The organism is Streptomyces sp. NPDC005181, assembly GCF_040608395.1.
Lineage (GTDB): Bacteria > Actinomycetota > Actinomycetes > Streptomycetales > Streptomycetaceae > Streptomyces.
This window is the reverse complement of sequence record NZ_JBEXID010000001.1, coordinates 102,800-117,683: the sequence shown is the minus strand read 5'-3', so window position 1 is coordinate 117,683 and position 14,884 is coordinate 102,800. Positions and strand designations below refer to the sequence as shown.

At 68.9% G+C, this 14,884-nt stretch carries 12 protein-coding genes; 7 read left to right on the top strand and 5 right to left on the bottom strand.

Translation table 11 applies throughout. The features are described 5' to 3' along the window. Positions 1-196: 196 nt before the first annotated feature. From ABZV38_RS00550 to ABZV38_RS00540, 3 genes are all read right to left on the bottom strand, one after another. On the bottom strand, positions 197-1,672 hold the full coding sequence (locus ABZV38_RS00550) for a VCBS repeat-containing protein (protein ID WP_356323009.1): 1,476 nt from the start codon (positions 1,670-1,672) through the stop codon (positions 197-199). A gap of 323 nt (positions 1,673-1,995) precedes the next feature. After that, entirely contained in the window at positions 1,996-4,263 is a 2,268-nt protein-coding gene (locus tag ABZV38_RS00545; RefSeq protein ID WP_356323007.1) for a (Fe-S)-binding protein, read from the bottom strand. A 109-nt stretch (positions 4,264-4,372) separates the two neighbouring features. Further along, the gene (locus tag ABZV38_RS00540; RefSeq protein ID WP_356323005.1) at positions 4,373-4,972 is read right to left on the bottom strand and encodes a sugar transferase; all 600 of its coding nucleotides are present in this window, start codon (positions 4,970-4,972) and stop codon (positions 4,373-4,375) included. 316 nt (positions 4,973-5,288) lie between these two features. Between ABZV38_RS00540 and dnaK the strand changes: the two genes are divergently transcribed. The 4 genes from dnaK (at position 5,289) to ABZV38_RS00520 (ending at position 9,515) form a co-directional block, all read left to right on the top strand. After that, positions 5,289-7,142, top strand: coding sequence for a molecular chaperone DnaK (gene dnaK / locus ABZV38_RS00535; protein ID WP_356323003.1), 1,854 nt, complete (start codon positions 5,289-5,291; stop codon positions 7,140-7,142). Then, positions 7,139-7,789: a nucleotide exchange factor GrpE gene (grpE, locus tag ABZV38_RS00530; RefSeq protein ID WP_356323001.1), complete on the top strand. Its 651-nt coding sequence runs from the start codon at positions 7,139-7,141 to the stop codon at positions 7,787-7,789. Before dnaK ends, grpE begins: the two co-directional genes overlap by 4 nt. 93 nt (positions 7,790-7,882) lie before the next feature. Further along, positions 7,883-9,067: a molecular chaperone DnaJ gene (gene dnaJ / locus ABZV38_RS00525; RefSeq protein WP_267003701.1), complete on the top strand. Its 1,185-nt coding sequence runs from the start codon at positions 7,883-7,885 to the stop codon at positions 9,065-9,067. A 1-nt stretch (position 9,068) separates the two neighbouring features. Continuing rightward, positions 9,069-9,515, top strand: coding sequence for a helix-turn-helix domain-containing protein (locus ABZV38_RS00520; RefSeq protein WP_030929299.1), 447 nt, complete (start codon positions 9,069-9,071; stop codon positions 9,513-9,515). Between the two features lie 207 nt (positions 9,516-9,722). Here the strand turns inward: ABZV38_RS00520 and ABZV38_RS00515 are convergent, their stop codons facing one another. After that, positions 9,723-10,706, bottom strand: coding sequence for a helix-turn-helix transcriptional regulator (locus ABZV38_RS00515; protein ID WP_356322999.1), 984 nt, complete (start codon positions 10,704-10,706; stop codon positions 9,723-9,725). A 154-nt stretch (positions 10,707-10,860) separates the two neighbouring features. On the opposite strand from ABZV38_RS00515, the gene ABZV38_RS00510 reads away from it, so the two are divergent. Further along, positions 10,861-11,019 carry a hypothetical protein gene (locus tag ABZV38_RS00510; RefSeq protein ID WP_356322997.1) on the top strand — a complete coding sequence of 53 codons (159 nt, stop codon included), beginning with the start codon at positions 10,861-10,863 and terminating at the stop codon, positions 11,017-11,019. Continuing rightward, entirely contained in the window at positions 11,016-11,336 is a 321-nt protein-coding gene (locus ABZV38_RS00505) for a hypothetical protein (protein ID WP_030929305.1), read from the top strand. Before ABZV38_RS00510 ends, ABZV38_RS00505 begins: the two co-directional genes overlap by 4 nt. Positions 11,337-11,429: 93 nt before the next feature. Here the strand turns inward: ABZV38_RS00505 and ABZV38_RS00500 are convergent, their stop codons facing one another. Beyond that, a complete protein-coding gene (locus ABZV38_RS00500; RefSeq protein ID WP_356322995.1) occupies positions 11,430-11,849 on the bottom strand; it encodes a TIGR03618 family F420-dependent PPOX class oxidoreductase in 420 nt (139 codons plus the stop codon). Positions 11,850-12,071: 222 nt separating this feature from the next. Between ABZV38_RS00500 and clpB the strand changes: the two genes are divergently transcribed. Next, entirely contained in the window at positions 12,072-14,678 is a 2,607-nt protein-coding gene (clpB, locus tag ABZV38_RS00495; RefSeq protein WP_356322993.1) for an ATP-dependent chaperone ClpB, read from the top strand. Positions 14,679-14,884: the final 206 nt, after the last annotated feature.

Genomic DNA, 14,884 nt, shown 5'->3' with positions numbered 1-14,884 from the left:
GCAGGCCCTCCCCGGAGGCTCCCGCTGCCGGCCGAGCACAGCCCTGTACGAAACCGCACCAAAGCCCCCGGCGTCACCGGGACCGCGCCCGGGCACGGCGGCTCCTCGTCGGCCTCGCGGTACCGGATCCCCCCGACTTCGCGTTCGCTCCGGGCGCTCCCGCCGCCACGTCCGCGCAGCGTCGAGCCAGGCGCGGCTATTCGATCCGGAGTTGTATGCCGATGTCGTGCGGTGTGAACCCTTGCGACCGGTGCGGATCGAGGCCGTCGGCCGTGCCGCGCAGCACGATGTACTGGCCCTTGCGCTTGTTGTAGAGCTCCCCGAACACGATCACGTCATCGTGTCCGTCGCCGTTGACGTCGAGCAGCGGACCCGAGTGGACGAAGTAGTTCCAGTAGTGCGGGTTCGGGCTGCCGGGCAGTCCGTCGCTCTCCGCGTCGACCGACTGCTCGCCGTCGGCGGACGGCACACCGGACGCGCCGCCCGGCAACAGCGTGATCTTTCCGTCGTGGCGGCGGAAGCCGGGGGTGTCGACGAGGACGTCGGGTTTGCCGTCGCCGTTCACCTCGCCGACGACGGGCCCGCCACCGAAGTCCTCGCGGCGCCCGGTGCCGAGCGGCGTGTCCGAACGACCCGTCCCCAGGCCGGACGTGGCGCCGTAGCGGACGGTGACGCCGCCCCGGGCGCCGGGTGTCGGCAGGAGCAGGTCGGGAACGCCGTCCCCGTCGGCGTCCCCGGCGCCCGGGGTGGCGGGGCCGTCGAAGGTGGAGATGGCCCGGCCGAGCGCCGCCTCGGGCCCGCGGTCGCGTACGAAGGCGCCCTGCGGTCCGTCCTTCTCCGCGCCGCCTTCGTAGTACGCCACCGAGGTGAGGCCGTCGGGCGCGCTCTCGTCCTCCTCGGAGTCGAACTGGTACGTGAGCACCGCTTCCGCGCGGCCGTCCGCGTCGAAGTCACCCGTCGTCGCCGAGTACGGCGTCGCGTAGCCCTCCTGGGAGAGGTCCACCTCCACCGAGCGCCGGTGGCCGCCGTCGTGGTCGAACGGGCCGTACAGGATGCGTCCGCTGCCGCCCGGCTTACCGTAGTTGGGGTCGCCTCTCCCGCCGTGGCCGCCGTCGAGCAGATCGGTGTGGCCGTCCCCGTCGAAATCGGCGGCGGCGAGGGGGTGGAACGGCTCGGGCCCGCCGACCCGTCGTGGCGGTTCGAGGCCGCGCGCGCCGCCGTACATCACGAAGCCGTAGCGCTGCTCCGCGATGGCCCGGGTGCCGGCCAGGTCGGTGAAGCCGTCGCCGTTCAGGTCGGCGCGCAGGAGCGGGCCCTCGTAGTGCCAGTCCTTGCGGTCGGCCGGGAAGCGGTCCGACCAGTCGGTGCGCAGACCGTCCCGGGACCCGTAGACCACGACCAGGGTCGACTTGAAGCGCTTCTTGTCCTGGGAGGTCGAGCTCACGACGGTCGTGTAGTCGTCGTACCCGTCGCCGTTGAAGTCCCCGGAGTCCGGGTGCGCGGAGCGCTTCCCGGCGTCGGGTTTCGACCAGGCCGGCGGGCCCGGGTCGGCGGTGCAGCCGGAGAGGAGGGCGGCGCCGGACAGGGCGGCAGCCGCCGCCAGGAACGTACGCGGGCGGAAGGACGCGGACAGCGGGCGGCGGGGCGCCGCCAGTGGGCGGAACGGACGCATCAGGCGGTGAACTCCTCCGTGAAGAAGCTGACGCGAGGCTTCTTGGCGACGAAGCCGCCACCCTCGGCGCCCGGGTGTACAGCCATGTGCACCATCAGCTGTGACCCCGCCCGTGCCTCGACTGCAATTCGCCATGATGCCGGTGGGGCGGAGGAGGGGCAGAGGCAGGGGTTTGCCTGGTTCACGTGACCCAGGTCCGGGGCATGGTGCTCCGCCCCGGACCCCGCTCCTCAACGCCGGAGGACCTGGGATCGGCGCAGGGGCCGGATACGGCAGGAGGGGCTGATGGGGAGTTCCCCAACAGCCCCTCCTGCGGCCGAAAGCTACTTCACCGGCTCCGGCTCCGGCGCACTCGCGGACTCCGGCTCGCCCGCCGGGTCCGCCGGGGTCTTCACCGAGTCCAGCAGCAGCTGCGAGACGTCGACCACCTGGATCGACTCCTTCGCCTTGCCGTCGTTCTTCTTGCCGTTGACCGAGTCGGTCAGCATGACCAGGCAGAACGGGCAGGCGGTGGAGACGATGTCCGGGTTGAGGGAGAGGGCTTCGTCGACGCGCTCGTTGTTGATGCGCTTGCCGATCCGCTCCTCCATCCACATCCGGGCACCGCCGGCGCCGCAGCAGAAGCCGCGCTCCTTGTGGCGGTGCATCTCCTCGTTCCGCAGACCCGGCACCTTCGCGATGATCTCGCGCGGCGGCGTGTAGATCTTGTTGTGCCGGCCCAGGTAGCACGGGTCGTGGTACGTGATCAGGCCCTCGACCGGGGTCACCGGGATCAGCTTGCCCTCGTCGACGAGGTGCTGGAGCAGCTGCGTGTGGTGGATGACCTCGTACTCGCCGCCGAGCTGCGGGTACTCGTTCGCGATGGTGTTGAAGCAGTGCGGGCAGGTCGCGACGATCTTCTTCGACGACTTCGGCTTCTTCGTCGTCTCGTCCTCGTCGTCCTCGCCGAACGCCATGTTCAGCATCGCGACGTTCTCCTGGCCGAGCTGCTGGAACAGCGGCTCGTTGCCCAGACGGCGGGCCGAGTCACCCGTGCACTTCTCGTCGCCGCCCATGATCGCGAACTTGACACCCGCGATGTGGAGGAGCTCCGCGAAGGCCTTGGTGGTCTTCTTCGCCCGGTCCTCCAGGGCGCCCGCGCAGCCGACCCAGTAGAGGTAGTCGATCTCCGACAGGTCCTCGACGTCCTTGCCGACGATCGGGACCTCGAAGTCGACCTCCTTGGTCCACTCGACGCGCTGCTTCTTGGCGAGCCCCCAGGGGTTGCCCTTCTTCTCCAGGTTCTTGAGCATCGTGCCCGCCTCGGACGGGAACGCGGACTCGATCATCACCTGGTAGCGGCGCATGTCGACGATGTGGTCGATGTGCTCGATGTCGACCGGGCACTGCTCCACGCACGCACCGCAGGTGGTGCAGGACCAGAGCACGTCCGGGTCGATGACGCCGTTCTCCTCGACCGTGCCGATGAGGGGGCGCTCGGCCTCGGCGAGGGCCGCCGCGGGGACGTCCTTCAGCTGCTCCTCGGTCGCCTTCTCGTTGCCCTCCATGTCCTTGCCGCCACCGGCGAGCAGGTACGGGGCCTTGGCGTGCGCGTGATCGCGCAGCGACATGATCAGGAGCTTCGGGGAGAGCGGCTTGCCGGTGTTCCAGGCGGGGCACTGCGACTGGCAGCGACCGCACTCCGTGCACGTGGAGAAGTCGAGGATGCCCTTCCAGGAGAACTGCTCGACCTGGGAGACACCGAAGACGTCGTCCTCGCCCGGATCCTCGAAGTCGATCTCCTTGCCGCCGGACGTCATCGGCTGCAGCGCGCCGAGCGCGTCCGCGCCGTCCGCGTTCCGCTTGAACCAGATGTTCGGGAAGCCGAGGAAGCGGTGCCAGGCGACACCCATGTTGGTGTTGAGCGAGACCGTGATCATCCAGATCAGCGAGGTGCCGATCTTGATCATCGCGGTGAAGTAGATCAGGTTCTGCAGCGAGCCGAGGGCGAGGCCCTTGAAGGCGAGCACCAGGGGGTACGAGACGAAGTACGAGGCGTCGTAGCCCTCGACGTGGTGGATCGCGCCCTCGAGACCGCGCAGGGTCAGGATCGCCAGGCCGATGACGAGGATGACGTACTCGACGAAGTACGCCTGCCAGGCGATCGAGCCGGCGAAGCGCGACTTGCGGCCGGCCCGCGAGGGCAGGTTCAGCAGCCGGATGGCCATCAGCGTGACGATACCGAGCACGGTCATGATGCCGATGAACTCGATGTACATCTCGAACGGCAGCCAGCCGCCGACGACCGGCAGCACCCAGTCGGCCTGGAAGAGCTGTCCGTACGCCTGGAGCAGCGTCGGCGGCAGCGTCAGGAAGCCGATGGCAACGAACCAGTGCGCGAAGCCGACGATCCCCCACCGGTTCATCCGGGTGTGGCCGAGGAACTCCTTGACCAGGGTGATCGTGCGCTGCTTCGGGTTGTCGGTGCGGCTGCCTGCCGGGACCGGCTGTCCGAGTCTGACGAACCGGTAGATCTGCGCGACGGCTCGGGCGATGAGCGCAACGCCGACCACAGTCAGCACCAGCGACACGATGATCGCGGCGAGTTGCATTTGGGGGCTCCTCGGGCCTGCGAGGGTGGGATCCAGCATGTGCGGGACGTGCCGGAGTACCAGCGATTACTAAGCAGTAACTTAATCAGTCTGTGCTGACACTATCCACTTATTCCGCCGCGCTGTAGCCGCGCAGTCGGTGATCTGTGTCGCTCAGGTGTGCCTTGCCGTGGTGGGTGAGCCCGCGGACCGTGGCGCGCAGCGGGATATGTACGGCCGCCGCCAGGATCGCCAGGTCGAGCCCCAGCCAGTGATGCTCGGCGTAGTGCTGGTCGAGCAGGGCCGGTTCGTCCCACGGCATTCCGGAGCGGGAGCGGACCTGGGCCAGGCCGGTCAGGCCGGGTCTCAGTTCCTGTCGCCAGTGTCGCGCGCCGGTCCCGTCCCCGGTAGCGCCGGTCGTTCCGTCGGCGGTACCGGTCCGCTCGGCGTCCGGAGTGAGCGGTTCCGGTCCGACGAGGGAGAGCTCTCCCCGTACGACATGGGGCAGCCGGGAGAGCAGGTCGAGGCGCAGCCGGCGGGTGCGCAGGGTGCGCAGGACGAAGGGCCGGCCGGCCAGGCCGATCCGCACGGAGCGGGTCAGTGCGCCGCCGGGGGGCCGCCGTGCGGCGAGCGCGACGGCTCCTGCGGCGAGCAGGGGGGCGGCCAGGACGAGCAGGACCGAGCCGAGGGCCAGATCCAGCGCGCGCTTCGCCGTCATCTGCGTCTGCATCGTTCACACCTGCCGGGTTGGACGGGTCGGTGCCGGTTTTGTGCATCTCACGGCATTTTGTGACAGAACGATCCCACGCGGCGATGATGGAGCGGGGCGTGTGGGCCGCCGGGTCGGCAGGTGTCACCCTCGATCGGCGGTAGGGATCACCGGGTGTGTGCCCGGAAATGCACCCCCCGCATCTCGGACAAACCGCAGGTCGCGTGTGGTGTGTGCACGATAGTTGAGTCGCATCGACTCAGGTCTGTTGACTCTGAGGCGGGTGTCATGCATCCTTGAGTCAGATCCACTCAAGTAGTCAGTTGGAGGAATTGAAATGGCACGTGCGGTCGGCATCGACCTGGGCACGACTAACTCCGTCGTCAGCGTTCTCGAAGGCGGCGAGCCCACCGTCATCACCAACGCCGAAGGCGCCAGGACCACGCCGTCCGTCGTCGCCTTCGCGAAGAACGGCGAGGTGCTGGTCGGCGAGGTCGCCAAGCGTCAGGCGGTGACCAACGTCGACAGGACCATCCGGTCGGTCAAGCGCCACATGGGCACCGACTGGAAGATCGACCTCGACGGCAAGAGCTTCAACCCGCAGCAGATGAGCGCCTTCATCCTGCAGAAGCTGAAGCGCGACGCGGAGGCGTACCTGGGCGAGAAGGTCACCGACGCGGTGATCACCGTCCCGGCGTACTTCAATGACTCCGAGCGTCAGGCGACGAAGGAGGCCGGCGAGATCGCGGGCCTGAACGTCCTGCGTATCGTCAACGAGCCGACCGCCGCCGCGCTGGCGTACGGGCTCGACAAGGACGACCAGACGATCCTCGTCTTCGACCTCGGTGGCGGCACCTTCGACGTGTCGCTCCTGGAGATCGGCGACGGCGTCGTCGAGGTGAAGGCCACCAACGGTGACAACCACCTCGGTGGTGACGACTGGGACCAGCGCGTCGTCGACTACCTGGTGAAGCAGTTCGCCAACGGTCACGGTGTGGACCTGTCCAAGGACAAGATGGCTCTCCAGCGTCTGCGCGAAGCCGCGGAGAAGGCGAAGATCGAGCTGTCCTCCTCGACGGAGACCACGATCAACCTGCCGTACATCACGGCATCCGCCGAGGGCCCGCTGCACCTGGACGAGAAGCTCACGCGCGCCCAGTTCCAGCAGCTCACCGCGGACCTCCTGGAGCGCTGCAAGAACCCGTTCCACAACGTCATCAAGGACGCGGGCATCCAGCTCTCCGAGATCGACCACGTCGTTCTCGTCGGTGGCTCGACCCGTATGCCGGCCGTCGCCGAGCTTGTCAAGGAGCTGACCGGTGGCCAGGACGCCAACAAGGGTGTGAACCCGGACGAGGTCGTCGCCATCGGTGCCTCGCTCCAGGCCGGTGTCCTCAAGGGTGAGGTCAAGGACGTCCTGCTCCTCGACGTCACGCCGCTGTCCCTCGGTATCGAGACCAAGGGCGGCATCATGACGAAGCTCATCGAGCGCAACACAACGATCCCGACCAAGCGGTCCGAGATCTTCACGACGGCCGAGGACAACCAGCCGTCGGTGCAGATCCAGGTCTACCAGGGCGAGCGCGAGATCGCGGCGTACAACAAGAAGCTCGGCATGTTCGAGCTGACCGGTCTGCCGCCGGCCCCGCGTGGTGTCCCGCAGATCGAGGTCGCGTTCGACATCGACGCCAACGGCATCATGCACGTCGCTGCCAAGGACCTCGGCACCGGCAAGGAGCAGAAGATGACCGTCACCGGTGGCTCCTCGCTGCCGAAGGACGAGGTCAACCGGATGCGTGAGGAGGCCGAGCAGTACGCGGAGGAGGACCACCGCCGTCGCGAGGCCGCCGAGTCCCGCAACCAGGGCGAGCAGCTCGTCTACCAGACGGAGAAGTTCCTCAAGGACAACGAGGACAAGGTTCCCGGTGACGTGAAGACGGAGGTGGAGGCCGCGCTCACCGAGCTGAAGGAGAAGCTCAAGGGCGAGGACACCGCCGAGATCCGTACCGCCACCGAGAAGGTCGCGGCCGTCTCGCAGAAGCTGGGCCAGGCGATGTACGCCAACGCACAGGCCGAGGGCGGCCCGCAGGGTGACGCGCAGCCCGGCCAGGCGCACGCCGACGGCGCGGACGACGTCGTCGACGCCGAGATCGTGGACGACGAGCGGGACGCCAAGGGCGGTGCGGTGTGACCGAGGAGACTCCGGGCTTCGAGGAGAAGCCTGACGTCCCCTCCGGCGCCACCCCTGACGGAGCTGAGCCGAAGGACGTCGCCCCCTCTTCGGAGGAGGGGGCGTCCCCGGCCGGGGACGCAGTACAGACAGCCGGCCTCACCGCCCAGCTGGACCAGGTCCGCACCGCGCTCGCCGAGCGCACGGGCGACCTCCAGCGGCTCCAGGCCGAGTACCAGAACTACCGCCGCCGCGTCGAGCGGGACCGGGTAACGGTCAAGGAGATCGCTGTTGCGGGTCTCCTGTCCGAGCTCCTGCCCGTGCTCGACGACGTCGGTCGCGCCAGGGAGCATGGCGAGCTCGTGGGCGGGTTCAAGTCGGTGGCCGAATCGCTCGAGACGGTCGTCGCCAAGCTGGGCCTGCAGCAGTTCGGCAAGGAGGGCGAGCCCTTCGACCCGACGATCCACGAAGCGCTGATGCACTCGTACGCGCCGGATGTCACGGAGACGACCTGCGTGGCGATCCTCCAGCCGGGGTATCGCATCGGCGAGCGCACCATCCGCCCCGCGCGGGTGGCGGTGGCCGAGCCCCAGCCGGGGGCGGCCCCCGCGGCGGCGAAGGAAGAGAAGACAGACGACGAGGAGAGCGGTGGCACCGAGGAGGTCTGACATTTCGTCCGACCACCGCGGGGCCCACCGTCTGCCCCGGCGACCGGCCCTCGGGCCGGTCGCCCGGCCGATCGTCCGGAAGGAGGGACGTCGATGAGCACGAAGGACTTCGTCGAGAAGGACTATTACAAGGTCCTCGGCGTCCCCAAGGACGCCACCGACGCCGAGATCAAGAAGGCGTACCGCAAGCTCGCCCGCGAGTTCCACCCGGATGCCAACAAGGGTGACGACAAGGCGGAGGAGCGCTTCAAGGAGATCTCCGAGGCCAATGACATCCTCGGCGACTCCAAGAAGCGCAAGGAGTACGACGAGGCGCGAGCACTCTTCGGCAACGGCGGCTTCCGGGCCGGTCCCGGTGGTGCGGGAGGCAACTTCAACTTCGACCTGGGCGACCTCTTCGGAGGCACCCAGGGCGGCGGAGCCGGCGGCCCCGGTGGTTTCGGCGGCGGCGGTCTCGGCGATGTCTTCGGCGGCCTGTTCAACCGGGGCGGCGGTGCGGGGACACGCGTGCAGCCGCGCCGCGGTCAGGACATCGAGTCCGAGGTGACGCTCAGCTTCACCGAGGCGGTCGACGGGGCCACGGTCCCGCTGCGGATGTCCAGCCAGGCACCCTGCAAGGCGTGTTCGGGCACCGGCGACAAGAACGGCACCCCGAGGGTCTGCCCGACCTGTGTCGGCACCGGCCAGGTGTCGCGCGGCAGCGGCGGCGGGTTCTCGCTCACCGATCCCTGCGTGGACTGCAAGGGCCGGGGCCTCATCGCCCAGGACCCGTGCGATGTCTGCAAGGGCAGCGGGCGGGCGCGTTCGTCGCGCACCATGCAGGTCAGGATCCCGGCGGGCGTCTCCGACGGCCAGCGGATCCGGCTGCGCGGCAAGGGCGCTCCGGGCGAGCGCGGCGGACCGGCCGGCGATCTGTACGTCGTCGTCCATGTCGACGCCCACCCGGTCTTCGGCCGCAGGGACGACAACCTCACGGTCACCGTGCCCGTCACCTTCGTGGAGGCGGCGCTCGGTGGCGAGGTGAAGGTCCCCACGCTCGGCGGGCCCCCGGTCACCCTGAAACTCCCTGCCGGTACCCCCAACGGGCGTACGATGCGCGCCCGGGGCAAGGGTGCGGTGCGTAAGGACGGCACCCGGGGCGACCTGCTGGTCACCGTCGAGGTGGCCGTGCCGAAGGAGCTGGGCCCCGAGGCGCAGGACGCGCTGGAGGCCTACCGGAAGGCGACCGCGGGGGAGGACCCGCGGGCGGAGCTGTTCCAGGCCGCGAAGGGAGCATGATGTGGACGGCCGACGACGTAATCCGTATCAACTGACCGATGACTCGCCGGTGTACGTGATCTCGATCGCGGCCCAGCTCTCGGGCCTGCATCCGCAGACACTGCGCCAGTACGACCGCCTCGGCCTGGTCTCCCCGGACCGCACGGCAGGCCGTGGCCGGCGCTACTCGGCCCGCGACATCGAGTTGCTGCGCACCGTGCAGCAACTGTCGCAGGACGAGGGCATCAACCTGGCGGGCATCAAGCGCATCATCGAACTGGAGAACCAGGTGGCCGCGCTCCAGCAGCGCGTCGCCGAACTCTCGGCGGCGGTGGACGGCGCGGCGGCGGCGATGCAGCAGCGCGAGGCGCAGGTGCATGCGTCGTACCGGCGCGATCTGGTGCCGTATCAGGATGTGCAGCAGACCAGTGCGTTGGTGGTCTGGCGGCCGAAGAGGCCGAAGGAGTAGGCGCGGTTACGGCGCACGGACGGCCGAGGCCCGTCACCCGGAAACGGGTGGCGGGCCTTCCGCGTCGGGGCGGGCAGCGGCACCGTCCGGACCGACGATGCCCGACTGGATGATGAGCGCGCCCAGATGGGTCCGACCCCACCATGCTCTCCCCCGTTGCGTGACCACGCAGCCGGCCGGCGGCCGGGACGGTGTGGCTGCGAACGGTCAGGAACCCTGTTCCAGGATTCCTGACCGAGCTATCAAATAGCCGAGTTGGGCTCGGCTGCTGCTGCCGAGAGTGGAGGACAGCTTGGCGACATGCGCACGGCAGGTGCGGACGTTCATGCCGAGGCGGCGGGCTATCGCCTCGTCGACGTACCCCTCGACCAGCAGGGTCGCAATGGAACGCTGGACGCCCGTGATGCCGTCGGGGGCCGGGTTGTACGGGGCTGCTTCGTTCAATGGAAGCGCCCGGCGCCAGAGTTGTTCGAAGACCTTCGTCAGGTACGCGACCAGACCGGGATGCCGTAGCTCGAGGGCGATACGGCGGTCGTCCCTGGCTGGAATGAAGGCGACGGTCTCGTCGCAGATGATGAGACGCTCGATGAGCTCCTCGAGTGTGCGTATCTGCAGTTTGGCGCCGGCCATCAGTTCCACGTAGGCGAACGTGCGCTGGCTGTGCCTGACCGTGTGCTGGTAGAGGGTGCGGACGCTGATGCCACGGTCTATCAGGGGTTTGCTGCGGGTCAGGGCCTCGCTGAGGACATCCTCGCTGCGTCCGCCACCGGGCTGGATGGTCAGTACCTCCGTGCGGCTCTCGGCGATGGCCAGATCGAGTGCTCCGTTGATCCGGTCGATGCCTTCCAGCACAGTGATCGCGTGCGTGGGTGCCGGACTCTGGGCGCTGATGGCCATGAACGGTTCGAAGGCCTCGGCCAGTTCCACGGACGTCCGTCGGCGGTCCTGGATCTCGCGTTCCAGCGGATGGAGCCGCTGCGCCAGGGCGGCGGAGGGCGGAACCGGGCGGAGCCACGAGGCGTCGTCCGGGTCGGGCAGCAGCAGCCCGAGCTCGATGAGGCAGGGTGCGGGTTCCACCTCGGCGCGAGCGATGCGTCCGACGCTCAGTGCGCTGGCGTACAGCCGAGCCCCCTCGGTGCACAGGTCCGTGACCGGGTGAGTATGTGTCGGTTTCGTGTTGGTTGTAGGCAAATCTCCACCCCCCAGGGTCCTGTACGTGCAGGAACATGATGCATCGCTCCTGTGGCATTGACGTGCCTGAATGAGCCATCGTCTTGTCAGGCGGGGGAGAGGAAACCATCAAGTGAGGACGAAGCCGACTATGTACAAGCGAATGCTTCGCTCAGTGCTTGCCACTGCTTTTGCCGCTGCTGCGCTGCTGCTCGCGGCAAATATGTCTCCCGGGGATGTCGGCTGGGACAGCGTGCAGTCCGGCTCCGCCATCGGCGTCCAGGGTTCCGATGTCGGGTGGGACAGCATCCCGGCGAATCTGGCGGGCGCATGACCATCCCGCCGGACGACCGGGTTTTCCGGCGGGAGATGGCCTCTGCCTACCGCTCAGGGTGGCACTTCATCGATCTGCTCACGGCACTTCCCCGCCATGGCGATTCGTTGATGGTCACCCTGCTCGGGGAGCCGATCGTCGTCGTCCTGGAGGACGACGAAGAGGTCCGCGCCTACCGATGCCTTCGTCGCCCCCGTGGGGCGCCGCAGCCCGTTCGTTGTGCCATCCGGTACGGAATGATCTTCGTCAACCTCGATCAGCGTGACCATCAGCTGATCGAACCCGAAACCATCACCGCCACCCCCCGCAGTGCCTGAGCGATCCCCCGTCGTTCCATGTCGCTCAGACACTCCCCCACACAGCGGCGCCATCGTGACCTGAACACGGTGGCGCCGCTGTGCTGTCCGGGGTCAGGTGCGGACCGGCGCGCCCCGGCCGAGGGCCCGGTCGAGGGCGATCTCGATGACGACCCGGTCCGGGTTGGGTGCCGGGGTCCGCTCGTAGCGTTCCGCGTAGCGGCGTACCGCGTCGGCGACCACGTCCTGTTCCGTGCGGATCGTCGCGCGGCCCTCCAGCGTCGCCCAGCGGCCCCGGTCCACCTGGCAGACCGCCACCCGTGCCCCGTCCGGGCCGGCGGCCAGGACGTGGGCGACCTTTCTGCTGCTCTTGTTGGTGATGATGCGCGCGAGCCCGGCCTCGGGGTCGTACGTCACGCCGACCGGCACCACGTGCGGCGTGCCGTCGGGGCGGAGGGTGGTCAGGGTGCACACGTGGTACTCGCGCCAGAAGGCGAGGTACTCGGGGCTGGGGTTGCGTACGTCTTCGGCCATGGACAAAGGGTAGGCAGTCGCCGCGTCCTGCGGTGGCGCAGGTACTGTCCGGCCGGTTGACTCGGACGGGAACGGGGTCTGTCGGTGGTTTACCCCGGAGGGCGGCGGCTTTCGCCATGTTCTCGCCTTGAGTGGAATAGACTCAACTTTGTGGACGTTGGCTGAATCAGTTGTCGTGAACGAAGTGGACGGACCAGCCACCGCAAGGAGGAGAGAGCGCACGTGGACGCCGAGCTGACCAACAAGAGCCGGGACGCCATCAACGCGGCCACCAGCAGGGCCGTGAAGGACGGGCACGCCGATCTGACCCCGGGGCATCTGCTGCTCGCTCTGCTGGAGGGCGAGGACAACGAGAACATCACCGACCTGCTCGCCGCCGTCGACGCCGACCAGGTCGCCGTACGGACCCAGACCGACCGGCTGCTGGCATCGCTGCCCAGCGTCACCGGGGCGACCGTCGCCCCGCCGCAGCCCAACCGCGAGCTGCTCGCCGTCATCTCCGACGCCGCACAGCGTGCGAAGGAGCTCGGCGACGACTACCTCTCCACCGAGCATCTGCTGATCGGCGTCGCGGCCGAGGGCGGCCGCGCCGGTGAGATCCTCACCCAGCAGGGTGCCAGTGCGAAGAAGCTGCTGAACGCATTCGAGAAGAGCAGGGGAGGGCGCCGAGTGACCACACCCGACCCGGAGGGTCAGTACAAGGCCCTGGAGAAGTTCGGCACCGACTTCACGGCGGCCGCGCGTGAGGGCAAGCTCGACCCCGTCATCGGGCGTGACCACGAGATCCGGCGCGTCGTGCAGGTGCTGTCGCGGCGCACGAAGAACAACCCCGTGCTCATCGGCGAGCCCGGCGTCGGCAAGACCGCCGTCGTCGAAGGGCTCGCGCAGCGCATCGTCAAGGGCGATGTGCCCGAGAGCCTGAGGAACAAGCGGCTCGTCTCGCTGGACCTCGGGGCCATGGTCGCCGGGGCCAAGTACCGCGGCGAGTTCGAGGAGCGGCTGAAGTCCGTCCTCTCCGAGATCAAGGAGAGCGACGGGCAGATCATCACGTTCATCGACGAGCTGCACACCGTCGTGGGCGCCGGGGCCGGCGGGGACTCCGCCATGGACGCAGGCAACATGCTCAAGCCGATGCTGGCCCGTGGTGAGCTGCGGATGGTCGGTGCGACGACGCTCGACGAGTACCGCGAGCGCATCGAGAAGGACGCCGCGCTGGAGCGCCGCTTCCAGCAGGTCCTGGTCGCCGAACCGTCCGTCGAGGACACCATCGCGATCCTGCGCGGGCTCAAGGGGCGGTACGAGGCACACCACAAGGTGCAGATCGCGGACTCCGCGCTGGTCGCCGCCGCGGCGCTGTCCGACCGCTACATCACCTCCCGCTTCCTCCCCGACAAGGCCATCGACCTGGTCGACGAGGCGGCGTCCCGGCTGCGCATGGAGATCGACTCCTCGCCCGTCGAGATCGACGAACTGCAGCGCGCCGTCGACCGCCTCCGGATGGAGGAACTGGCGCTGAAGAGCGAGACCGATGCCGCTTCCGTCCAGCGTCTGGAGAAGCTCCGCCGCGACCTCGCCGACAAGGAGGAGGAGCTGCGCGGCCTCACCGCCCGCTGGGAGAAGGAGAAGCAGAGCCTCAACCGCGTCGGTGAGCTGAAGGAGCGCCTCGACGACCTGCGCGGACAGGCCGAGCGCGCCCAGCGCGACGGCGACTTCGACACCGCCTCCAAGCTGCTGTACGGGGAGATCCCGGGCCTGGAGCGGGAGCTCGCGGAGGCCGACGAGGCGGAGCAGGTTGCAGCCAAGGAGCCCAAAGACAACCTCGTCAAGGACGAGGTCGGCCCGGACGACATCGCCGATGTCGTCGGCGCCTGGACCGGCATCCCGGCCGGCCGGCTCCTGGAGGGCGAGACGCAGAAGCTGCTGCGCATGGAGGGGGAGCTGGGCAGGCGGCTGATCGGTCAGACCGAGGCCGTGCAGGCGGTGTCGGACGCGGTACGCCGCACCAGGGCCGGTATCGCCGACCCGGACCGGCCCACCGGATCGTTCCTCTTCCTGGGCCCGACCGGTGTCGGCAAGACCGAGCTGGCGAAGGCGCTCGCCGACTTCCTGTTCGACGACGAGCGGGCCATGGTCCGCATCGACATGAGCGAGTACGGCGAGAAGCACAGCGTCGCCCGGCTGGTCGGTGCCCCGCCCGGCTATGTGGGGTACGAGGAGGGCGGCCAGCTCACGGAGGCGGTCCGCCGCCGCCCGTACAGCGTCGTCCTGCTGGACGAGGTGGAGAAGGCCCACCCCGAGGTCTTCGACATCCTGCTCCAGGTGCTCGACGACGGCCGGCTCACCGACGGCCAGGGCCGGACGGTGGACTTCCGCAACACCATCCTGATCCTGACGTCGAACCTGGGCAGCCAGTACCTGGTCGATCCGCTGATGAAGCCGGAGGCGAAGAAGGAGCGGGTCCTGGAGGCCGTACGCGCCTCGTTCAAGCCGGAGTTCCTCAACCGGCTCGACGACCTGGTGGTCTTCTCCGCCCTCTCCGGCGACGAGCTCGCGCACATCGCTGCGCTCCAGGTCGAACGGCTCGCCAAGCGGCTGGCCGACCGGCGGCTCACCCTCGACGTCACCCCGGCCGCGCTGGCCTGGCTGGCGAAGGAGGGCAACGACCCGGCGTACGGAGCGCGGCCGCTGCGTCGCCTCATCCAGACCGCGATCGGCGACCGGCTGGCGAAGGAGATCCTCGCGGGCGAGGTCACGGACGGGGACACCGTGCGGGTGGACGTGTTCGGGGAGGGCGACGAGGCCGGCCTGATCGTGGGCGCCGTGCGGTGACGGACCGAGCGGGCGTCGGACGCCGAACGGGCTGAAGTGTGCGAGGACGAGGGCGGAGCCTCGTCCTCGCACACGACTGCCGTGGGACGGGGCCAGGATCGCCAGGAGCAGGCCCGATTGGTCCGTCCGCGTGTTCCCTCCATGGCATGCGCTCCCTCCGGATCGGCCCCTCCCGGGGCCTCAGCGCGGGCCGGATCATGTCAGCC